This window comes from Providencia hangzhouensis (assembly GCF_029193595.2).
Taxonomy (GTDB): domain Bacteria; phylum Pseudomonadota; class Gammaproteobacteria; order Enterobacterales; family Enterobacteriaceae; genus Providencia; species Providencia hangzhouensis.
The window spans coordinates 718,935-740,358 of record NZ_CP135052.1; the positions used below are offsets into that span (position 1 = coordinate 718,935).

Below are 21,424 nucleotides of genomic sequence, written 5' to 3' on the forward strand. Positions count from 1 at the left end.
GAAAATACATGGCTGAATTTGACTATCTTAAAAACGCAATCAAACGAGCGGGTTACACGCTCCAGCAAGTTGCGGATGCGACAGATATGACCAAAGGCTATCTCAGCCAGTTGATTAACGACAAAATTAAAAGCCCCAGCGCACAAAAAATCGCGGCATTGCATCGTTTTTTAGGCCTTGAATACCCTATTCAGCAAAAAACGATTGGCGTGGTGTTTGGCAAATTTTATCCATTACATACTGGGCATATTTATTTGATTCAACGGGCATGTAGCCAAGTCGATGAGCTCCACGTCATTCTCTGCCATGATGAACCCCGTGATAAGGACTTGTTTGTTAACAGTTCTATGTCTCAACAACCCACAGTAAGCGACCGTTTACGCTGGTTATTACAAACTTTTAAATATCAAAAGAATATTCATATTCACTCATTTGATGAAAATGGCATAGAGCCATATCCACACGGTTGGGAAGTGTGGAGTGATGGAATGAAAGGCTTTTTGAAAAAGCATAATATTAATCCAAGTTTTATCTATTCAGGGGAAGTGAATGACGTGCCGCGGTATAAAAAATACTTAGGTATCGAAACCATCTTGATTGACCCTGAGCGCACGTTTATGAATATTAGCGGTAACCAAATTCGTCAGGCGCCGTTTCGTTATTGGGAATATATTCCAACTGAAGTGAAACCCTTTTTTGTGCGTAAAGTCGCTATTCTTGGTGGCGAGTCAAGTGGTAAATCGACGTTAGTCAATAAGTTAGCCAATATTTTCAATACATCCAGTGCATGGGAATATGGCCGAGACTATGTGTTTAGTCACTTAGGTGGTGATGAGATGGCATTGCAATATTCTGACTACGACAAAATCGCCTTGGGACACGCTCAATATATTGATTTTGCAGTGAAATATGCTAATAAAGTGGCATTTATTGATACCGACTTTGTCACGACTCAAGCCTTTTGTTTGCGCTATGAAGGCAAAGAGCATCCATTTGTTCAGGCATTGATAGACGAATACCGATTCGATTTAGTAATAGTTTTAGAGAATAACACCCCTTGGGTCGCTGATGGTTTAAGAAGCTTGGGGAGTGATAAAGACCGGAAAGCGTTCCAAGGCTTACTCATTGAAATGCTTAAGAAAAACAATATTGAATTTGTGCGTGTAGAATCCTCAGATTATGACACACGTTTCTTGGAGTGCGTCACCCTTGTTCAGCAGTTACTGATGTTGGATGACTTATAAATAAAGTCACCCAATGAAAAACGGCATCGAATGATGCCGTTTTGATTCTATCTATATGATATCGATCCCTTAAATAATTTGAATTATAGGTAGGCGGCAAGAGAGTGAGTCCCTAGGAGCATACACCAGTATGTGACTAGGGCTCACGAAAGCAGCCAACACCGCTATAATTCTAAATTATGACAGGGATTATTTGGTCATACGCTTATACTTCATACGATGTGGCTGCAACGCTTCCGCGCCTAACGTCCGTTTTTTGTAATCTTCATATTCAGAGAAGTTACCTTCGAAGAACGTAATATTACCTTCGTCTTGGTAATCAATGATATGCGTTGCAATACGGTCAAGGAACCAACGGTCATGGGAAATAACCATGGCACAGCCCGGGAACTCTAACAGGGCGTTTTCCAGCGCACGTAAAGTTTCAACGTCGAGGTCGTTGGTTGGTTCATCGAGTAACAGGACGTTACCGCCCACTTGCAGTAATTTGGCTAAGTGTAAACGGCCACGTTCACCACCAGATAACTCACCAACACGTTTACCTTGGTCAACGCCTTTAAAGTTAAAGCGACCCACATAAGCGCGACTTGGAATTTCAAAGTTACCAATACGCATGATGTCTTGGCCGTTAGAAATTTCTTCCCAGACAGTTTTGCTGTCGTCCATCGCATCACGGAACTGGTCAACAGAGGCAATTTTCACGGTATCACCTAACGTGATTGAGCCAGAGTCCGGTTGCTCTTGGCCCGATATCATACGGAACAGAGTGGATTTACCTGCACCGTTAGGACCGATAATTCCCACAATTGCCCCTTTCGGGATTGAGAAATTCAGGTTATCAATCAGAACACGATCACCATAGGATTTACTTAGGTTTTCAACCTCGATAACTTTATCCCCTAAACGCGGTCCAGGTGGAATAAAGAGTTCGCTGGTTTCATTACGTTTTTGATATTCCACGCTATTGAGTTCTTCAAATCGAGCCAAACGCGCCTTACCTTTAGCCTGACGGCCTTTTGGATTTTGGCGGATCCACTCAAGCTCTTTTTCGATAGATTTACGACGAGCGGCTTCTGTAGAGGCTTCTTGCGCCAAACGTTCATCTTTTTGCTCAAGCCAAGAAGAGTAGTTACCTTCCCAAGGAATACCTTCACCACGGTCAAGTTCGAGGATCCAACCCGCGACGTTATCTAAGAAGTAACGGTCATGCGTGATAGCCACAACAGTACCTTCGTAGTCGTGTAAGAAACGCTCTAACCAGGCAACAGACTCGGCATCCAAGTGGTTGGTTGGCTCATCGAGCAGCAACATATCGGGTTTTTCGAGTAGTAAGCGGCAAATGGCGACACGACGACGTTCACCCCCAGAAAGGTTTTCAATTTTAGCATCCCAAGCTGGCAGGCGCAGTGCATCCGCCGCTCGCTCTAATTGGTTGTCTAAATTATGACCATCTTGTGCGGAGATAATGGCTTCTAACTCGCCTTGCTCTTTCGCGAGTTTATCGAAATCTGCCCCTTCTTCCGCGTAAGCTGCATAAACTTCGTCTAAGCGTGTTAATGCATTTTTCACTTCGCTAACCGCTTCTTCAACAGCTTCGCGTACGGTGTGCTCAAGGTTTAGCTTCGGTTCTTGCGGAAGATAACCGATTTTCAGACCCGGTTGTGGACGTGCTTCACCTTCAATATCGGTATCAATACCCGCCATAATACGCAGTAACGTTGATTTACCGGCACCGTTAAGACCTAAAACACCGATCTTAGCCCCCGGAAAGAAGCTCAGAGAGATATTTTTTAAAATATGACGTTTCGGTGGAACAATTTTTCCAACCCGATACATACTGTAGACGTATTGAGCCAATTTATTTACCTTTTGATTTGTAAAGGGAATTTTAGTTTTTTAGTCTATTTTTGCTTTAACAAGCTTAGGCTGAAAAGCATTTAATAAACAGCTATATAATTTTCTAGAACTATACCTGAACATCAGAAGATCATCCATCCCTCTCAGTGATACAAGCTTGATGACTTTCTATTATCAATTTGTGGGTGTATAGTGTGTCTATACGCTATACAAGGAGTTGGCCATGATAAAAAGTTTTAAACATAAAGGAATTGAACACTTTTTTAAAATGGGCATTACGTCTGGTATTCAATCGAAGCACATAACAAAGTTACGGGTACAACTGACTGCGCTCAATGTTGCTAAAAAACCACAAGATATGTCTGCACCAAGTTGGAATCTCCATCAATTAAAACGGGGAGATTTGCAGCATCATTGGGCAATATCAGTGAATGGAAACTGGCGACTCACATTTAAATTTGAGGGTGAAGATGCCATTCTCGTTGATTATCAAGATTATCATTAAGTAAGGTGAACATAATGAGCAAAATGCATAATCCAGTACATCCGGGTATCGTTTTACGTGAATATTTAGAGGGTATTTCAGTCACTGAAGCTGCAAAAGCATTGGAGGTAACACGTACAACTCTCTCGCGTATTCTCAACGGTAAGAGCGGTATTTCGGCAGATATGGCGATACGATTAGAAATGGCACTCGGAACCAGTGCTGAAATGTGGGTTGAGATGCAAGCCCAGTATGAACTTTGGCGAGCTTCTTTGGAAAAACGCCCCGCCATTAAACCTTTATTTCCGCGGAGGGAAGGTTGTAAGTCATTCATGGACTGAATGGTACGTAAAAGACTGTAAAGTCGAAAAATTCAAGAACTCTCTGCTGTTACTAAATAAAAACTTTCGGTAGCATTAACATTATTGATATATGTTTAATATACCCATAATCCTTCAAGTCGCAGCGCTTTTCGTTGAGGTATAAGTGACTACGCTCAGCTAGCCGAGTCGCATAGTTTATCTATGCTCCCTGTCTATCTTCGCTTGTCGCTGGCCTGTAACTCGAATTATTTGGGGTATATATAGGTTAAGGTCTTTCCTGTATTTTGACTTTAGTTTAGCGATGGAGCGAGTGAATATGAAAGGTTGGTTAGCGGCAGTACCTGTGACAATGTTGCTGGTTTCCAGCGCAGTATGGGCGGATTCCTTACAGGCACAACGGGAGCGTTATCAGGCAATTAAGGTTGCATGGGATGCCAATAAAATGGATGAAGTCGAGCGCTTGCTGCCGACCTTGCATGATTACCCACTTTACCCTTATCTCGCTTATCGTGAGTTAACTCAAGACTTGGATATTATCTCGCCACGACAAGTTCAGGAGTTTATTAATACCTACCCAACCTTGCCTGTCGCTAAAAATCTCAAAACACGCTTTGTCAACGAACTAGCTCGCCGCCAAGAGTGGAAATCGCTGCTTGAATTTAGCCCTGAGGCGCCAAAACCTGCCGAAGCCCAATGTAATTTTTATTTTGCTAATTGGGCTGTGGGAAATAAACAAGTTGCTTGGCAAGGGGCAGAAAAAGCTTGGTTAAATGGCCGTTCAATGCCGAGTGCTTGTGATAAATTATTTAACGAATGGGAAAAAGCGGGTTATTTAACCCCTGAGATGACCCTTGAACGTATTAATTTAGCCATAAAAGAGGGCAATACATCGATTGCTAGTTATTTAGCAAAACGCTTACCAACCAGTTATAAAACGATTGGTGATGCGCTAGTGAAATTACAAAATGACCCAGCCTCAGTCGTGACATTCGCTAAAACGATGACGCCAACGGATTTTACTCGCCAAGCCACCATCGCGGCCTTTAGCCGTTATGCGCGCCAATCTCCTGATGCGGCTCGTACAGTACTTAATAGCATAAGTTCTGCACAAAAAATGAATATGGCAGAAAAGCAGTTACTTAAAGACAGTATTGCTTGGCAATATATGGGTGATGTGACCCCTGAACAGGCCCAATGGCGTGATGAGACCATTCAAGAAAGCAATTCATCGTCATTGAAAGAGCGTCGTGTTCGTTTAGCGTTGGGAGCTGGTGATAAAACCGGTGTCGCGTCATGGTTAAAACGCTTGCCAGCGGAAGTGAAAAATAAAGAAGAGTGGCAATATTGGCAGGCCATCACGTTAATTGATGCAGGTAAAAAAGCAGAAGGTGAGACGTTACTTCGCCAATTAACTGAAAAACGCGGTTTCTACCCAATGGTTGCAGCACAAGTCTTAGAAGTAGATTACCCTGTATACGTTAAAACGGCCGTTAAGCCAGACTCAAGCATTAATAAACTCCCAGAAGTTCAGCGGGTTAGAGAGTTAATGTATTGGGAGCTAGACAACCTCGCTCGTTCTGAATGGGTGAGTTTAGTGGCATCGCTTCCAGCAAACCAGCAAGAGCAATTGGCTCGTTATGCGTTTGATAATAAATGGGCTGACCTCAGTGTTCAAGCGACTATCACAGCTAAACTTTGGGATCACCTAGAAGAACGTTTCCCATTAGCATGGGATAAAGAATTCAATTTATATACCAAGTCGAAAGATATTCAAAAAAGCTATGCAATGGCCATTGCTCGCCAAGAAAGTGCATGGAACCCACAAGCTCGCTCGCCCGTTGGTGCGACAGGTTTGATGCAGTTGATGCCAGCGACAGCAAAACATACCGCACAAAAGCAAGGTATTAATTATGTGAATGCGAGCCAGTTGACCAATCCTACGACCAATATTGAACTAGGGACGGCGTATCTGGAAGATGTTTATCAGCAATTTGGTAATAACCGTATTTTAGCCAGTGCGGCTTATAATGCAGGCCCATCCCGTGTGACTCGTTGGTTAGGTAACAGTGGTGGGCGTATTGATGCAGTCGCATTTGTTGAAAGCATCCCGTTCTCAGAAACCCGCGGTTATGTGAAAAATGTTCTATCGTATGATTTATTTTATCGACATTTTATGGGGCAGAAGAATAGTAAGGTGTTGCTTTCGAATGAATGGAATATGAAATACTAAAAATACTCTTCATATTTCGAATTGTAGGGGTGTTGGCTACGTTTGCTAACCCTAGTCACATACTTGTGTATGCTCCTAGGGCTTAGCATCACTTGCCGCCTACCTACAATCCGAACTATTTTGAGTATTCATATTTTTATATTTCGATTTATAGGGGCTTCGTATGTTAGCTTTAGTTGCATACAGGTGTATGCTCCCCGAGCTATCCTCGCTGGTCGCCTAGTCACAACTCAAACTATTTAGCGTATTAACGCAGTAACTAAATGAAATTTGGTTATTTTTTGTATTGTTGAAGCTTGAAAAGCGTTTGGTTGATGATTTCTAATAAGAGTGTGTTATTATTTGTACTAGTTAAATAGTATGGGTGGATAAACGATGACAGTAAATCAACAACATGACCCGGCGCTGACTGCCGATGAGAACGCTGACTGGCTGCGCTTTGTGAATTTATTACAATTGGCATTTGAACAAGATATTCATCTGCCAGTTCTTCAGTTATTACTCACGCCAGATGAGCGTACAGCGTTAGCGACTCGCGTTAAAATTGTACAAGAACTGATGCGCGGTGAAATGAGCCAAAGAGAACTGAAAAATGAGCTAGGAGTGGGAATAGCAACTATTACTCGGGGTTCGAATAGCTTAAAGTCAGCGCCTATTTCTGTGAAGGAGTGGTTAGAGCAGCAACTTCTCTAAAATACGCGTCATATTTTGCGCTGTGGCGTTGTTGGCTGCATTCGGTTACCCGAATCGCATACTTGTGTATGCTCATCGGGATAACCTCACTTGCCGCCTAGCCACAACCCAAACTATTTAGCGTATTGGTATTTATTGTATTTCAAATTGTAGGGGTGTTGGCTACGTTTGCTAACCCTAGTCACATACTTGTGTATGCTCCTAGGGCTTAGCATCATTTGCCGCCGACCTACAATTCGAACTATTTTGAGTATTCATATTTTTATATTTCAATTTGTAGGGGGGTTGGCTTAGTTCATTCGCCCTAGTCACATACTTGTGTATGCTGCTGCTCTCTTGCCGCTTTTTTCCCACAATCCGAACTATTTAGAATATGAAAGGGATGTATATTTCAGGTAAATAGGTACAAAAAAAGTATGGTTTCCCATACTTTAGTGTGAAAAGAGTGGTGTTTAATCGCACATGCAATTTTAATTATTTTAAGTATAATTAATCTTCTACTTGGTTTAGCTCTTTATAAATTTCATGCTTAATGGGAACTAAGGCCAATATCAAGGCTTGTTGGTAAACACTAGTGCGAGTTAATACCCCATCAGTGAAAAAACCAATGGCACCACCTTGTTGTTTGATATTATCGATGCCTGTTAAAAAGGCCATTTCATCACCGAGTTCGCGGCCTTCACGAATACCCGCCAGAATTTTTTCTGGGATCATAATACTGGCAGAGCGAGATTCGCCGCGTATTTGCTTATGCTCAATCACTATCCAAGCAAATGTCATATCGTCTTCGATACCTGCTTCAATACCAACCCAAAAATCCGCTTCGGGGCGAACTTGCCTAGAGGCCATAACGCGCTGTCTAGCCCCAGTACGGGTTTCATTATTACCGATAGGTTGCTGTGGAACACTGCTATCGACATTAATATCTTCAATTTGATAACTGCCAGCCCCAAAAACAGCATCGAAAGCAAGATGAATCGCTTTAATTTTGGCAGGATTAGTCGTTGCAGCTATAACTTGGTACATTAATTATTTTCCTTTGAACACATACTTCGAAAAGTAATAACGGAACACATCTATGTTACAGGTTTATCTTGTTCGCCATGGCGAAACTGAATGGAATTTAGCTCGTCGCATCCAGGGACAATCCGATAGCCCCCTGACCGCCACTGGACGACTGCAAGCAAGGCAGGTGGCTGAGAGGATAAAGTCAGAAGGCATTACCCATATTATCACTAGTGATATGGGACGCACACTGGAAACTGCACAAATAATTGCAAGTGTATGCGAATGTGAAATTACCACAGAACCGCGTCTACGTGAACTAAATATGGGCGTTCTTGAACAAAGAGCAATAGAGTCGTTAACGCCAGAGGAAGAACAGTGGCGCAAAAGCTTAATTGATGGGACTCGTGGAGGACGAATTCCAGAGGGTGAATCAATGGAGGAGCTGTATACACGTATGTTTGCAGCACTAAATAGCTGTTTAGATTTGCCTGAAGGTAGCCGCCCACTGATTGTTAGCCATGGTATTGCGCTAAGTACGTTAATTAGCCGTATTATGGGGGTTCCTGCCTATTCAGAACGCCGTCTACGTTTACGTAACTGTTCGTTATCTCGTGTTGATTACCAAAATAGCCCATGGCTTGCGAATGGTTGGATAGTTGAAACAGCCGGTGAGGTTACACACTTATCGCAGCCAGCTCTCGATGAGCAACAAGGTTAACTATTTAGAAAAGGAGTTTCAACAAACTGAAACTCCTCTGCTTTAAGGGGTTATGGTCGAACCTGTTTTGATTGGTACATAATAATCAAAGGTATCGATGTGTGTCTTGGGGTCATCATTTTCTGGGGTGATATGACGTAAATCGATGTTTTTTAATCGATAATGTTCGATATCATAACCTGGTCGACGCGTTAAATTCAGCTTAGGCAAATATACGCCATAAATTTGGTACAAAAACTCTTGTAATGCATCTCGAGTTGGCGTCCCATTGAACGAAAATTTAACATAATGGCCACTTGGTAACGTTAAACTCGTGTACTGGTCAGTGTTAAAACTCGCATCCTCAGGTTTTACCGCAGTGGTATAGAATACCGTTTGTTCATCTTCTTTTTCTGGATTATGAATGGCATGGTGCAAGCCAAAAACTTCAGACGCAATAGTCGTCGTATTATCCAAATAGTAGTGCCAAAATGTTTGGCGCATTTGGGAACAAGCGGTCGACCACTCTTCTAGTGCATAAGAGCAACTTTGTTCCAAGCCAACCAGCTCTTGTGCTGGCATTTGTAGGAATTCATGTTCAATATTGGTGTGATTATCTAAAATAATCGGTGGGCAAATACCTGCAGCGCACCATTCTTCACTCCGACGATAAAACGCTGGAGTTAGGTTAAATTGCTTTTTAAAGGCTCGAGTAAAAGTTTGTTGCGAATCAAATCGATACTGCAGAGCAATATCAAGAATTGGTCGGCTTGTTAGCCGCAATGCAACCGCTGCACGAGAAAGCCTTCTAGCTCGAATATAAGCCCCAATCGCTTGGTCTGTCACCTCTTTGAACATTCTTTGTAAATGCCACTTAGAGTAGCCCGCTTTTGCGGCAACATTATCTAGCGAGAGTGGTTTATCCAGATTGTCATCTATCCAGCGAAGCAAGTCGCGAATAATATTAGTTTGATCCATGTATATCCCCAGCCAATGCGACTTATAGAACAGATATAATCTATCAATGAATTGCTATTCTATATCAAGTTATCTTTTTCGTTTATAGTAAATGAGTTGTATTTGATAATTAGTTAAGAAAGTGAATAATAAATCTTGTGCCACTACGAGGTTTTATCGATTTTTAGTTGAATAGGAAATTCAGTATGCGTCGTTCCAGATTAAAAAATATCGTACTTGCAGCATTATTATCAGCGTTGCCGAGCATCACATTTGCTGAAGAAATCGGTTCAGTCGATACTGTTTTTAAAATTTTCGGCCCTGATCATAAAATTGTTGTTGAAGCATTTGATGACCCTGATGTTGACAATGTGACTTGTTATTTAAGTCGTTCAAAAACAGGGGGGATCAAAGGGGGTTTAGGTTTAGCAGAAGACACCTCTGATGCCGCCATTTCATGTCAGCAAGTTGGGCCAATTGAGCTAAATGACCGTGTCAAACGCAAACCGACGAAAGGGCAAGTTGTCTTTCAAAAACGAACGTCTTTAGTCTTCAAAAAATTACAGGTTGTACGCTTTTACGATCCAAAACGTAATGCATTAATTTATTTGACTTATTCAGATAAGATGATCGACGGCTCACCAAAAAATGCGTTAAGTGCAGTACCGATTATGCCTTGGTGATTAATTAAGATGATAAAAAACCGGCTAAATAGCCGGTTTTTTGAATATCAATTCAAAATTGATTATTCGTCTAAATCACCGCAAAAGCGATAGCCTTCACCGTGGATGGTTGCAATGATTTCTGGCGTATCAGGTGTTGATTCAAAATGTTTACGAATACGACGGATCGTTACGTCAACAGTTCTATCATGTGGTTTCAATTCACGGCCTGTCATTTTCTTCAGCAGGTCTGCGCGAGTCTGAATTTTTCCTGGGTTTTCACAGAAATGTAGCATCGCACGGAATTCACTACGTGGTAATTTGTAGTGTTCACCAGCAGGGCTGACTAATGAACGGCTGTTGATGTCTAATTCCCAACCATTAAACTTATAGCTTTCCACTAAACGACGTTCTTCCGTACCACCCGCTAAATTCATAGTACGAGACAGTAGGTTGCGCGCACGAATAGTCAGTTCACGTGGGTTAAATGGTTTAGTGATATAGTCATCAGCACCAATTTCAAGGCCAAGGATTTTATCGACTTCGTTATCACGTCCTGTTAAGAACATTAACGCAATGCTTTCTTGTTCACGAAGTTCGCGAGCAAGTAGTAAACCGTTTTTACCTGGTAAATTAATATCCATGATGACTAAATTGATGTCATGCTCAGAGAGAACATTATTCATCTCTTCGCCATCAGTTGCCTCATGAACCACATAGCCTTCCGCTTCAAATATGCTTTTAAGCGTATTGCGTGTGACAATTTCATCTTCAACAATCAAAATGTGTGGGGTCTGCATAGTTGCTACCTAAAGTATTAAAATAAAAATACTGAACTCACAAGCCGTTTCCAGTTAGGTGGTTATTGATATTTTTCTCTGGAAAAACACGTTTATGAGTATAAATTTGTTTTGAAATTCAATAGTGCCATTATGTTGCCATCTTGGGCAAAAGACTTTAACAACAAGCCAAAATATAAGCACTTTCCCAATATTGTACTGTTAACAGCAATATAACAGCTAATACTGCATTTACCACCTAAAAAACTAACTTTTGTTGATACATATCAAAATCAATTGTAGCACGTTAACAAAAATTGTTAGGTAGATAATTATATAAATTAATGCAGTGTTTAGGAATCAGATAGCGTCTAAAAAAGGGGAATAGTTGATACCCAAGGGGGCTTCGGCTGGGTATTAATGAATATAGTCTTCAATGGGTTAAATATACCATCATAAATAATGTTTAATTTGTGACTTACCTCCAATTTTGAAATGTTATTTTGCTACAAAAAAAGGTGAAAAATTTATCTTGTTAGAGATAACGGGATGTAAATATTTAGTCTGTAATTTTTTGTTTCATTTAATTAGGAAAAATGCTTATTTTGTTTTGATGTGACTAATTTTTAACAACTCCATAACATTTGTTTGTGATTTAAACGAATGAAAAAATCATGAGGCTAAGTATCAATACGTACCTGTGTAATCTGTTGCTATTGGCGCTCATGTATTGATGAGCATGGGGGTAAATGATAAGAAATATAGCTGCTAAATGCATCAATTAACCTGGTCGTTGTTGCTCATCTTCTCATCTTGATTCTCTTCACAGGAAATTACTGAAGGCTATCTCTATTGCCTATTTAATAGTCATTTTGGTTTTTTATTGAGTAAAAAATTATTAATCTTTAAATATTTGTTATCTTGGTTTTTAACACTGCATTTGATGTAATGAGTGTCTTTTTGTGGATGAGTTTTTCGTGCTGGTAGATAATTTATCGAATAAAAAAAGGGAGATAAAAGGGATGTTTTGCAAATAAATTTGACAAAATATACCAATTGCTTTAACCGTATAGGGAGAAACTTAAAGAATCTAAGAGACAGACAGAATCTATGCGTAATATCAGCCTGACTATTATTATTACCACCACCACCGTAACCACAGGAAACGGGGCGGGCTGACGCATCCAAAAAATAAAAATGAAAAAGCCCGCATACTTAACCGATGCGGGCTTTTTTTTGGTGTTAATTCAGGAGAGAAATACCATGCGTGTGCTTAAATTTGGCGGTACTTCGGTTGCAAATGACGAACGAGTACTGAATGTTGCTGACATCGCTGAAAGTAAACTAGCAGATGGACAAGTGGCTTTGGTGCTATCTGCACCAGCAAAAATCACAAACCATCTGGTTGCTATGATTGAAAAAACGGTTGCAGGACAAGATGTCATCACGCATGTTAATGATGCTGAAATGATTTTTGCTAACCTTTTAAAAGGATTAAAAGAAAAACAACCTGGTTTTGAATATGATCGGTTAAAAAAACTGACAGAACAAGAATTCGCACAAATCAAACAAGTACTGCATGGTATTACTCTTCTCGGGCAATGTCCGGACAGCATTAACGCATCAATTATCTGCCGTGGTGAAAAGCTCTCTATCGCCATTATGGAATCAGTGCTAAAAGCACGCGGCCATAATGTGACGGTTATTAACCCAGTTGAGAGCTTACTCGCGAAAGGTCATTATCTTGAATCTACGGTTGATATAAATGAGTCAACTAAACGTATTGCCGATTTAAATATACCGAAAGATCATTTTGTTTTAATGGCAGGTTTCACAGCGGGTAATGAAAAAGGTGAATTAGTAGTATTAGGCCGTAATGGGTCTGATTATTCTGCTGCGGTTTTAGCGGCCTGCTTACGTGCTGATTGTTGTGAAATTTGGACTGATGTTGATGGGGTCTATACTTGTGACCCGCGTTTGGTGCCTGATGCGCGTTTGTTAAAAGGTATGTCATACCAAGAGGCCATGGAGTTATCCTACTTCGGAGCCAAAGTCCTTCACCCTCGTACCATCGCCCCAATTGCTCAATTCCAAATCCCTTGCCTGATAAAAAACACCACTAATTTAAGCGCTCCAGGTACTTTAATTGGTGATGGGCAAACCGATGAGAGCACGCCAGTGAAAGGGATCACCAACCTGAATAACATGGCGATGATCAACGTATCCGGCCCCGGAATGAAGGGGATGGTGGGGATGGCTGCTCGCATTTTCTCCGTCATGTCTCGCAAAGGGATCTCTGTCGTTCTGATCACACAGTCTTCATCGGAATACAGTATTAGTTTTTGTGTTCCGCAAAATGAGTTAGTGAGAGCTCGCGCTGCACTGGAAGAAGAATTTTACTTAGAGCTGAAAGATGGCGTACTTGATCCACTGGATGTGATGGAGCAGTTAGCGATTATTTCAGTTGTGGGGGATGGAATGCGCACTTTGAAGGGCATTTCGGCGCGTTTCTTCTCGGCTTTGACTCGCGGTAACATCAACATTGTCGCTATCGCACAGGGGTCTTCTGAACGTTCTATTTCTGCCGTTATTGCCAATGAGTCTGCCACAACAGCGGTACGCTTATGTCACCAAATGCTATTTAATGCAGAGCAAGTTATCGAAGCCTTTATCATCGGTGTGGGTGGTGTTGGTAATGCATTAATTGAACAAATTCACCGCCAGCAACAATGGTTAAAACAAAAGCATATTGATCTGCGTGTATGCGGTATTGCAAATTCACGCGCAATGTTAACGGATATGCAAGGGATTGATTTAGATAACTGGAAAGCGGAGCTAGCGGAAGCGAAAGAGCCATTTAGTTTAAGCCGTTTAATTCGCTTAGAACGTGAATACCATTTCTTGAACCCTGTCATTATTGATTGCACATCAAATCAGGAAATCGCAGAGCAGTATGTCAATTTCTTGAAAGACGGCTTTAATGTGGTTACACCGAATAAAAAAGCCAATACATTATCGATGGATTACTACCATCAATTACGTGCGGCAAGTGAAACCTCAAAACGTAAATTCCTCTATGACACTAACGTAGGTGCAGGGTTGCCAGTTATTGAAAACCTACAAAACTTACTGAATGCAGGGGATGAACTGGTTCACTTTAGCGGAATTTTATCAGGCTCTTTATCATTCATTTTTGGTAAATTAGACGAAGGTATGTCTTTATCAGAAGCCACAACACTTGCGAAAGAAAAAGGTTTCACAGAACCAGATCCTCGTGATGATTTATCAGGTATGGATGTTGCGCGTAAATTATTAATTTTAGCGCGTGAAGCGGGTTATCATTTAGAATTGCAAGATATTGAAATTGAACCTGTTTTACCTTCGGACTTTGATAGCAGTGGCCCTGTTTCTGAGTTTATGGCACGTTTGCCACAACTGGACGAGCAATTTGCACAGCGTATAAAAGCCGCAGAAGCGGAAGAAAAAGTGTTACGCTATGTTGGGCTGATTGAAGAAGGGCGCTGCCAAGTGAAAATCGTCGCTGTTGATGGCAATGACCCACTCTTCAAGGTTAAAAATGGTGAAAATGCACTGGCTTTCTATACACGCTATTACCAACCAATTCCTTTAGTATTAAGAGGTTATGGCGCAGGTAATGATGTTACTGCTGCTGGTGTATTTGCGGATATGCTGCGTACCCTTTCATGGAAATTGGGAGTTTAATAAGTGATTAAAGTTTATGCACCGGCTTCAATTGGTAATGTGAGCGTCGGGTTTGATGTCCTTGGGGCAGCTGTTTCGCCTGCTGACGGTTCACTATTAGGTGATTGTGTAACAATTGAAGCTGCGGATACTTTTTCCCTGACGAATCAAGGAAAATTCGTTGCTAAGCTGCCGAAAAAAAATGAACACAATATTGTTTACCAGTGCTGGCAGTTGTTTTGTGAGCGCCTTGGTAGGCCATTAAATGTCGCGATGACGCTTGAAAAAAATATGCCAATTGGTTCAGGGCTCGGTTCTAGCGCCTGTTCTGTTGTCGCTGCACTGATGGCGCTTAACGAATTTGCAGAGAAACCATTCGATGATACTCAACTGCTTGGCATGATGGGGGAGCTCGAAGGGCGTATTTCAGGAAGTGTGCACTATGATAACGTCGCACCGTGTTTTTTAGGTGGTTTGCAGCTGATTATCGAACAAAATGGCATTATTTCTCAGCCTGTACCTGCATTTGAAAATTGGTATTGGGTTATGGCTTACCCTGGAATTAAGGTATCGACAGCAGAAGCGCGTGCGATCCTGCCTGATAGCTATCCACGCCACGATATAGTAAACCATGGCCGATACTTATCAGGGTTTATTCATGCATGCCATACAAACCAGCCGTTACTTGCCGCAACGATGATCCAAGATGTTGTCGCAGAACCTTATCGTACACAATTATTACCCGGTTTTGCGGCAGCACGTCAAAATGCAAAAGAAATCGGTGCATTGGCTTGTGGTATCTCTGGCTCAGGGCCAACATTGTTTGCTATTTGCGATGAGAAACATATCGCTGAAAAAATGGCGAGCTACTTGCAACAACATTATATTCAGAATGATGAAGGCTTTGTGCATATCTGCCGTTTGGATCTGGCCGGGGCAAGGACAATAGGGTAAATAATGAAACTGTATAATTTAAAAGATAACAATGAACAAGTAAGTTTTGCACAAGCGGTTAAGCAGGGGTTAGGTAAGCAACAAGGTTTATTTTTTCCTCAAGACTTACCTGAGTTTACAGCGGCTGAAATCGACGAATTATTAAAATTAGATTTCGTCACACGTAGCAGCCGAATTTTAAGTGCCTTTATTGGTGATGAAATTCCACAAGAAGAATTAGCTGCACGTGTTAAAACCGCGTTTGCTTTTCCTGCGCCAGTTTCTAAGGTTGAAGGTGATGTAGCAACGTTGGAGTTATATCATGGGCCAACACTCGCATTTAAAGACTTCGGTGGCAGATTTATGGCTCAGGCATTGGGCCAAGTAGCTGGTGAGCAGCCGGTGACCATTTTGACTGCTACTTCTGGGGATACAGGAGCCGCGGTTGCACACGCATTCTATCGTCTTAAAAACGTGCAAGTTGTTATTCTCTATCCAGAAGGAAAAATTAGCCCGCTGCAAGAGAAACTCTTCTGCACGCTGGGTGAAAATATTCATACGGTTGCGATTAAAGATGACTTCGATGCATGCCAGGCATTAGTAAAACAATCATTTGATGATGAAGAGCTGAAAAAGGCGTTGTATTTAAACTCGGCGAACTCGATCAATATCAGTCGTTTGTTAGCACAAATTTGTTATTACTTCGAAGCCGTCGCGCAGATCCCAGCAGAAAAACGTGATCAATTAGTGATCTCGGTTCCGAGTGGTAATTTTGGTGACCTTACGGCAGGTTTATTAGCTAAATCAATGGGCCTACCTGTTAAACGCTTTATTGCAGCAACTAACGTAAATGACACTGTGCCGCGTTACCTTGTTGATGGGCAATGGAAACCAAAGCAAACTGTGGCAACATTATCGAACGCCATGGATGTTAGCCAGCCAAACAACTGGCCTCGTATTGAAGAGTTATTCCGCCGTAAAGGTTGGTCCCTTGATGAATTAGGCCATGGAGCGGTGAGTGACGACGTGACTAAAGAGACAGTACGTGAATTAGATAAAAAAGGGTATTTATCTGAGCCACATGCTGCGGTTGCTTATCGTGTGCTTCGTGACCAGTTGCAAGAAGGTGAATACGGGCTGTTTTTAGGCACGGCACACCCAGCTAAGTTTAAAGAAAGTGTTGAAGAAATTCTTAATAAGGCAATACCTTTACCGAAAGAGTTAGCAGAGCGTGCGGAACTACCACTCCTCTCACACTTTTTACCATCTGACTTTGCACAATTACGCGCATTTTTAATGAAATTAGCACCTAAGCAATAAAAATTGCAAGTGTACGAAAAACGGAAGCGAAAGCTTCCGTTTTTATTGGTAATACCATCTTTTATAAAGATAATTATATGGTTTCATATTGCCACATCACTTATTCACTTCTAACGGATTTATTTGTCACATTGAGCTAATGCTAATACCATCGTGCCCATCTCTACCGCCATCAGGTCCACCGCGTCCTCCTTTTCCTCCTTGGCTACCATTGCCCCCATTTCCACCATTACCACTACCAGAGCCGTTGCCCCCATTACCTCCGTTACCGCCATTAGTTCCACCATGTCCCCCATTTCCCCCATTGCCATTTACAGTTCCATTCCCGCCGTTCCCACCACTACCACCACCATCTCCATCACCGCCATTTCCGCCATCACCTCCAGTTACACTGCCATTACCGCCATTTCCTCCATTGCCATTACTGCCTTTTTCTGCGTTTCCGCCATTGCTACCATTACCGTTATTTGATCCTGTTCCGCCATTCCCTCCATTTTGGCCATCACCACCGTGTCCACCATGACCACCGTTACCACCATGGCCACCTTGACTATCATTTCCAGCGTGACCCGAATTTCCGTTTTGTCCATAACTTACAAAGCTAAAAATTTTAGAATAGTAATATTGGCCATGGAGTATCGAACATACTTTATTATTAATTTCATTAATATTGAGTTCATTTTTTAATAAACAGTTAGATGGAGTATTAAATAAGGAGTGAGAGTATGCTGAAAATGAAATAGAACTAATTAATAAGACGCCAAGTGAAATGTAATTTTTATACATGGTAAATTCCTCCGTTCCCCCCTCATCGAGTGAGGAGGGAAATATTTAGTGACGAGATATATTATCTACCGTTGCCGCCATTACCGCCGTTACCACCATGGCCGCCATTCCCTCCATTTCCTCCATGGTTTTGTTCATAAATAGTAGAATAAGTCGAAGTATTGTCAGAATGTTTTTCTTGGAAAGAAGTTGCAGATGCTAGAATTGGGAATAATAAAGATACTATGACAATAGATGCTTTATACATATAAAATCCTCGATTAAAAGTTTAAATTGAAGTGAACTGCAAGGAAATTGTAATTCATGATTTTGAATAAGTAATTAATATTTTCATCTAAGAGTGAAATTAAATTTAGTCCACTGTTAATATAAAATAACATTATTTATTTTTTTTGTGCGTATTTTAAATGATTTATTAATAATGAATCATTTGAGATAATTAATTAATAATTTGCCAGGTAATGTTTTGTTTTAAAATTAATTATCATAAGATTAGGGTTTTATGGGGTAGGATAGTAAAGTGGAATATATTAAAATACAATTCCACTTTACCATTGATTTTAACAGCATATAGGCCTATGTTTCCTAATGTAGTATATTAAAAGGATATAAGGCTATATATTATGAAGGGAATTACCTTAAGCTTTGTTTGATGTCTTCTGAATTTTATTTGATGTTCAGCCAAACATCATCATCATCTCCTTTTACGTTAAACCAAACATCATCATCATCCCCGTTATAGGCTACGTTTACGTCTATATCTAGGATAGGTGGCTCTGGTGGGAAAGGAAGAATAGGAGTAGCGAAAGAGAGAGTTGGAAATAATAAAAATGCAAATATGATTGATTTTTTAAACATATAATCACCTTTTAAAGTTAGTATTGAAATGAACTGCCTAGAAATAATAACTTATTTTTCTTGATGTTCAATAAATATTCAATCAATTTAGTAATAAAAAATGAAATTGGTCAAATAAAAATCTATTTGTTGTGTCTATAACTAAATTTTATTTTTTTAATTTAAAACCATATTAATATTTATTTAATAATATGGTTTTAAAGTTCTAATTAATTATTTTTTGAATATCCTATTATTTTACTTTGTATAGAAGCAGATGAACTATTTTTATGAAAGTTTAACATGGTGACGGCTTTTTCATTTTCATTCATATCGGAAAATGGTTTTGCAACTTTTACCATCGATTTTTTATAGTTAGGTGATTGGTTTTGGTGGCTACTGATCATATTCTGCATTGCTGGGGAGGTACTATTTTGAGTAAAATTCAATGCGGTAGCAGCTTGAGTATGTCTATCTAATTGAAGAAATGATTGGGTTGAGTTGATATTATCGTTGACTGAAATACCCGCCTTACTCAAGTGGTCATTAATCGATTTTTGATTAGAATACGATGTGTTATTCTCAGTGAAATTTAATGCATTCGCTGCATTATAATGTATTTCTTTTTCTGTTTGAGCGGTTGCTACATGTGTTGTTACAGTTACAAGTGTTAAAGCAAAAATAATTTTTTTCATTACAAATCCTTATTAAGTTAGATAATTTATCTTGTAACTATAATAAGGCTTTATTTCTGTCTGAATACTGACAACAAGATGACAAAATTGCCATTTATGGTAGATATTTAATTTGGTTCCTTAGGTAAAAATACAGTAAAACGTGTTGAAAAATCATCTGATGTTACAGTGATTCTTCCCTTATGCGCTAATATGATTGATTTGACGATAGCCAACCCAATTCCGCTCCCTTCATTTTTTCTTTGTCTTGATTTATCTACTCGATAAAATCTGTCAAAGAGTTTTGCTAAATGTTCTTCTGGTATTTTCATGCCGGGATTGCTGATAATTAATTCAATACCATTTTTTACATTCGAAATATTAATACTGACAGAATCCCCCTTTGGGGTATAGCGGATAGCATTTGATATTAAGTTAGTAATTGCTCTTCTTAACATATCTTTATCGGCCATAATAGGGTCTGTATCACCAATTAGCTTAAGCTTTATTTCATTCTCTTCCGCGAGATATTCAAAATAATCAAATATGAGCTCTATTTCAGTTTTAATATTAATAACTTTTTTCTCAGGGATAAGCCTATTATCATCTGCTTGAGCAAGAAAAAGCATATCAGAGATCATTCGTGATAGACGGTTATATTCTTCTAAATTAGAATATAACACTTCAACGAGTTCTTCTTTACTGCGATTTTTACTCAAAGATATTTGGGTTTCAGTCATTAAATTAGTGATAGGTGTACGCATTTCATGAGCTATATCTGCTGAGAAATTCGTTTGTCTTACGAAAACATCTTCAATTTTGACTAACATCTGATTAAATGATTTTGTTAATTGTTTTAATTCATTAGGTACAGAATCAGGGTCTAAACGCACACTTAAGTTTTCGGAAGTGACATTTTTGATTTCATCGCTCACATCTTTAAGGGGTTTTAATCCTTTAATTACAAGGAAATAAACGACAAGAATAGTAAATAAGCACAATATAATAGCGCTGACAATTAAATTATTTATTAATGAACTCAGATAATCATGATGAAAATTTAATGATAATGCAGTAACCAACCGATATTGTTTAGACTCTGAAGGGGAATCTACCTGAATAATAATTTCAGATAGGCGATAATTTTTAAGCTCTTCTTGGTTATTTTTATGAGGATCATAATTTTTTAAGTACGTAATGAGCTTATCTGTTGCATTGGGAGATATTAATTCATTTCCTTTTTTATCAATGAGATAAATAGTAATGTCTTGGTGCTCATTAATAATGGTTTTAATACGTGCATATTGTTCACTTTGTGAGTCTGTATTGTTATTTAACAAGCTACGGATCGTTAGGTTCAACTGGTTAAGTGTGTATTCATCTTGCTGTTTAAAATGCAACATAACCGAATTGATCATGATCGAGCTAAATAGTAACAAGGCGAGGGAGAGAGTAATACTGATCAAAACAATAAGACGAATTGAAATTGAGACAGGAGATCGAAAAAATTTAATCATTTTCAGGGATCTCAAGTAAATAGCCCATTCCCCTAATGGTATGGATCAATTTAGGCTCATAGCCTTGATCTATTTTAGCTCTTAATCTTTTCACTGCTACATCAATCACATTGGTATCACTATCAAAATTCATATCCCACACTTTTGAAGCGATAAGAGAACGAGAAAGTACTTCACCTTGGTGAAGAATAAAAAATTCCAATAAAGAAAACTCTTTACTGGTGAGTATAATTTTATCATTTTCACGGGTAACGCGTCGCTTAATCAGGTCAACATGCAAGTTAGCAATGGTAAACTGTGTTTTTTGGATGCTGCTGTTGCCTCTGCGTAATAAAGTTCTTACTCGAGCGAGTAACTCCGAAAAATCAAATGGTTTAACGAGATAATCATCAGCACCTAACTCTAGTCCTTTGACTCGATGCTCAACATTACCTAATGCAGTGAGCATCAGTATTGGTGTATTTTTTCCTGAATTGCGTAAGCTCTTTGCAATTTCCCAGCCGTTAATATCAGGTAACATCACATCAAGAATAATTAAATCATAATCTTCAGTTGTGGCCATATGCAGGCCTGTAATACCATTTTCGATTGCATCAACAATAAACCCGGACTCACTTAAGCCTTTAGACAGGTATTCTCTCGTTTTATGTTCATCTTCAACAATAAGTAATTTCATCTCAGACCTATCAGCCAGGTAAATAATGCAGCCATTCTAAGCACT

General features: G+C 39.8%; 21 protein-coding genes and 1 other annotated feature. Of the genes, 11 read left to right on the forward strand and 10 right to left on the reverse strand.

Going from position 1 to position 21,424, the window contains the following annotated elements:
• Positions 1-8 precede the first annotated feature (8 nt).
• Positions 9-1,244, forward strand: coding sequence for a multifunctional transcriptional regulator/nicotinamide-nucleotide adenylyltransferase/ribosylnicotinamide kinase NadR (nadR, locus tag PZ638_RS03070; RefSeq protein ID WP_094962742.1), 1,236 nt, complete (start codon positions 9-11; stop codon positions 1,242-1,244).
• Between the two features lie 189 nt (positions 1,245-1,433).
• Here nadR and ettA read toward each other — a convergent pair whose 3' ends face one another.
• Positions 1,434-3,101, reverse strand: a complete 1,668-nt coding sequence (gene ettA, locus PZ638_RS03075) for an energy-dependent translational throttle protein EttA (protein WP_004914750.1) — start codon at positions 3,099-3,101, stop codon at positions 1,434-1,436.
• Between the two features lie 223 nt (positions 3,102-3,324).
• Here ettA and PZ638_RS03080 point away from each other — a divergent pair, with 223 nt between their 5' ends.
• The 4 genes from PZ638_RS03080 (at position 3,325) to trpR (ending at position 6,831) form a co-directional block, all read left to right on the forward strand.
• The gene (locus PZ638_RS03080; protein ID WP_004905698.1) at positions 3,325-3,606 is read left to right on the forward strand and encodes a type II toxin-antitoxin system RelE/ParE family toxin; all 282 of its coding nucleotides are present in this window, start codon (positions 3,325-3,327) and stop codon (positions 3,604-3,606) included.
• 14 nt (positions 3,607-3,620) lie between these two features.
• A complete protein-coding gene (locus PZ638_RS03085; RefSeq protein ID WP_272674244.1) occupies positions 3,621-3,926 on the forward strand; it encodes a HigA family addiction module antitoxin in 306 nt (101 codons plus the stop codon).
• A gap of 298 nt (positions 3,927-4,224) precedes the next feature.
• Positions 4,225-6,138, forward strand: a complete 1,914-nt coding sequence (sltY, locus tag PZ638_RS03090) for a murein transglycosylase (protein WP_164454971.1) — start codon at positions 4,225-4,227, stop codon at positions 6,136-6,138.
• 375 nt (positions 6,139-6,513) lie between these two features.
• Complete coding sequence (trpR, locus tag PZ638_RS03095) at positions 6,514-6,831, forward strand: trp operon repressor (protein ID WP_180312358.1); 318 nt, start codon at positions 6,514-6,516, stop codon at positions 6,829-6,831.
• 489 nt (positions 6,832-7,320) lie between these two features.
• Here the strand turns inward: trpR and yjjX are convergent, their stop codons facing one another.
• Positions 7,321-7,857, reverse strand: a complete 537-nt coding sequence (gene yjjX, locus PZ638_RS03100; RefSeq protein ID WP_004914743.1) for an inosine/xanthosine triphosphatase — start codon at positions 7,855-7,857, stop codon at positions 7,321-7,323.
• Positions 7,858-7,909: 52 nt separating this feature from the next.
• Here yjjX and gpmB point away from each other — a divergent pair, with 52 nt between their 5' ends.
• Positions 7,910-8,557, forward strand: a complete 648-nt coding sequence (gene gpmB, locus PZ638_RS03105) for a 2,3-diphosphoglycerate-dependent phosphoglycerate mutase GpmB (protein ID WP_004905690.1) — start codon at positions 7,910-7,912, stop codon at positions 8,555-8,557.
• A gap of 42 nt (positions 8,558-8,599) precedes the next feature.
• On the opposite strand, the gene robA is transcribed toward gpmB, so the two are convergent.
• Positions 8,600-9,514, reverse strand: a complete 915-nt coding sequence (gene robA, locus PZ638_RS03110) for an MDR efflux pump AcrAB transcriptional activator RobA (RefSeq protein ID WP_004905689.1) — start codon at positions 9,512-9,514, stop codon at positions 8,600-8,602.
• Between the two features lie 185 nt (positions 9,515-9,699).
• Between robA and creA the strand changes: the two genes are divergently transcribed.
• The gene (gene creA, locus PZ638_RS03115) at positions 9,700-10,176 is read left to right on the forward strand and encodes a protein CreA (RefSeq protein ID WP_004905686.1); all 477 of its coding nucleotides are present in this window, start codon (positions 9,700-9,702) and stop codon (positions 10,174-10,176) included.
• Between the two features lie 62 nt (positions 10,177-10,238).
• Here the strand turns inward: creA and arcA are convergent, their stop codons facing one another.
• Positions 10,239-10,955, reverse strand: a complete 717-nt coding sequence (gene arcA, locus PZ638_RS03120) for a two-component system response regulator ArcA (protein WP_004905684.1) — start codon at positions 10,953-10,955, stop codon at positions 10,239-10,241.
• Positions 10,956-12,044: 1,089 nt separating this feature from the next.
• Between arcA and thrL the strand changes: the two genes are divergently transcribed.
• From thrL to thrC, 4 genes are all read left to right on the forward strand, one after another.
• Positions 12,045-12,113, forward strand: a complete 69-nt coding sequence (gene thrL / locus PZ638_RS21220) for a thr operon leader peptide (RefSeq protein ID WP_071548816.1) — start codon at positions 12,045-12,047, stop codon at positions 12,111-12,113.
• Positions 12,052-12,173 (forward strand) — a sequence feature (Thr leader region). (Overlaps the previous gene by 62 nt.)
• 24 nt (positions 12,174-12,197) lie before the next feature.
• Positions 12,198-14,657: a bifunctional aspartate kinase/homoserine dehydrogenase I gene (gene thrA / locus PZ638_RS03125; RefSeq protein WP_096864560.1), complete on the forward strand. Its 2,460-nt coding sequence runs from the start codon at positions 12,198-12,200 to the stop codon at positions 14,655-14,657.
• Between the two features lie 3 nt (positions 14,658-14,660).
• Complete coding sequence (gene thrB / locus PZ638_RS03130; RefSeq protein ID WP_004905678.1) at positions 14,661-15,590, forward strand: homoserine kinase; 930 nt, start codon at positions 14,661-14,663, stop codon at positions 15,588-15,590.
• A gap of 3 nt (positions 15,591-15,593) precedes the next feature.
• Positions 15,594-16,889 (forward strand): threonine synthase, encoded by a 1,296-nt coding sequence (thrC, locus tag PZ638_RS03135; protein ID WP_094961921.1) that lies wholly within the window; start codon positions 15,594-15,596, stop codon positions 16,887-16,889.
• Positions 16,890-17,015: 126 nt separating this feature from the next.
• Here thrC and PZ638_RS03140 read toward each other — a convergent pair whose 3' ends face one another.
• From PZ638_RS03140 to PZ638_RS03165, 6 genes are all read right to left on the reverse strand, one after another.
• On the reverse strand, positions 17,016-17,675 hold the full coding sequence (locus tag PZ638_RS03140) for a hypothetical protein (protein ID WP_004905676.1): 660 nt from the start codon (positions 17,673-17,675) through the stop codon (positions 17,016-17,018).
• A 61-nt stretch (positions 17,676-17,736) separates the two neighbouring features.
• Entirely contained in the window at positions 17,737-17,922 is a 186-nt protein-coding gene (locus PZ638_RS03145) for a hypothetical protein (RefSeq protein WP_275612220.1), read from the reverse strand.
• A 419-nt stretch (positions 17,923-18,341) separates the two neighbouring features.
• Positions 18,342-18,533 carry a hypothetical protein gene (locus PZ638_RS03150; RefSeq protein WP_004905671.1) on the reverse strand — a complete coding sequence of 64 codons (192 nt, stop codon included), beginning with the start codon at positions 18,531-18,533 and terminating at the stop codon, positions 18,342-18,344.
• A 209-nt stretch (positions 18,534-18,742) separates the two neighbouring features.
• Complete coding sequence (locus tag PZ638_RS03155) at positions 18,743-19,207, reverse strand: hypothetical protein (protein ID WP_094961922.1); 465 nt, start codon at positions 19,205-19,207, stop codon at positions 18,743-18,745.
• Between the two features lie 107 nt (positions 19,208-19,314).
• Positions 19,315-20,703 (reverse strand): Cu(+)/Ag(+) sensor histidine kinase, encoded by a 1,389-nt coding sequence (locus PZ638_RS03160; RefSeq protein ID WP_094961923.1) that lies wholly within the window; start codon positions 20,701-20,703, stop codon positions 19,315-19,317.
• Positions 20,696-21,379: a heavy metal response regulator transcription factor gene (locus PZ638_RS03165; RefSeq protein WP_004905666.1), complete on the reverse strand. Its 684-nt coding sequence runs from the start codon at positions 21,377-21,379 to the stop codon at positions 20,696-20,698. The genes PZ638_RS03160 and PZ638_RS03165 overlap by 8 nt, the downstream gene beginning before the upstream one ends.
• Positions 21,380-21,424: the final 45 nt, after the last annotated feature.

Coding starts and splice junctions, on each gene's coding strand:
- nadR (WP_094962742.1), top strand. CDS start 9: ATGGCTGAATTTGACTATCTTAAAAACGCAATCAAACGAGCGGGTTAC.
- PZ638_RS03080 (WP_004905698.1), top strand. CDS start 3,325: ATGATAAAAAGTTTTAAACATAAAGGAATTGAACACTTTTTTAAAATG.
- PZ638_RS03085 (WP_272674244.1), top strand. CDS start 3,621: ATGAGCAAAATGCATAATCCAGTACATCCGGGTATCGTTTTACGTGAA.
- sltY (WP_164454971.1), top strand. CDS start 4,225: ATGAAAGGTTGGTTAGCGGCAGTACCTGTGACAATGTTGCTGGTTTCC.
- trpR (WP_180312358.1), top strand. CDS start 6,514: ATGACAGTAAATCAACAACATGACCCGGCGCTGACTGCCGATGAGAAC.
- yjjX (WP_004914743.1), bottom strand. CDS start 7,857: ATGTACCAAGTTATAGCTGCAACGACTAATCCTGCCAAAATTAAAGCG.
- gpmB (WP_004905690.1), top strand. CDS start 7,910: ATGTTACAGGTTTATCTTGTTCGCCATGGCGAAACTGAATGGAATTTA.
- robA (WP_004905689.1), bottom strand. CDS start 9,514: ATGGATCAAACTAATATTATTCGCGACTTGCTTCGCTGGATAGATGAC.
- creA (WP_004905686.1), top strand. CDS start 9,700: ATGCGTCGTTCCAGATTAAAAAATATCGTACTTGCAGCATTATTATCA.
- arcA (WP_004905684.1), bottom strand. CDS start 10,955: ATGCAGACCCCACACATTTTGATTGTTGAAGATGAAATTGTCACACGC.
- thrA (WP_096864560.1), top strand. CDS start 12,198: ATGCGTGTGCTTAAATTTGGCGGTACTTCGGTTGCAAATGACGAACGA.
- thrC (WP_094961921.1), top strand. CDS start 15,594: ATGAAACTGTATAATTTAAAAGATAACAATGAACAAGTAAGTTTTGCA.
- PZ638_RS03140 (WP_004905676.1), bottom strand. CDS start 17,675: ATGTATAAAAATTACATTTCACTTGGCGTCTTATTAATTAGTTCTATT.
- PZ638_RS03145 (WP_275612220.1), bottom strand. CDS start 17,922: ATGTATAAAGCATCTATTGTCATAGTATCTTTATTATTCCCAATTCTA.
- PZ638_RS03150 (WP_004905671.1), bottom strand. CDS start 18,533: ATGTTTAAAAAATCAATCATATTTGCATTTTTATTATTTCCAACTCTC.
- PZ638_RS03155 (WP_094961922.1), bottom strand. CDS start 19,207: ATGAAAAAAATTATTTTTGCTTTAACACTTGTAACTGTAACAACACAT.
- PZ638_RS03160 (WP_094961923.1), bottom strand. CDS start 20,703: ATGATTAAATTTTTTCGATCTCCTGTCTCAATTTCAATTCGTCTTATT.
- PZ638_RS03165 (WP_004905666.1), bottom strand. CDS start 21,379: ATGAAATTACTTATTGTTGAAGATGAACATAAAACGAGAGAATACCTG.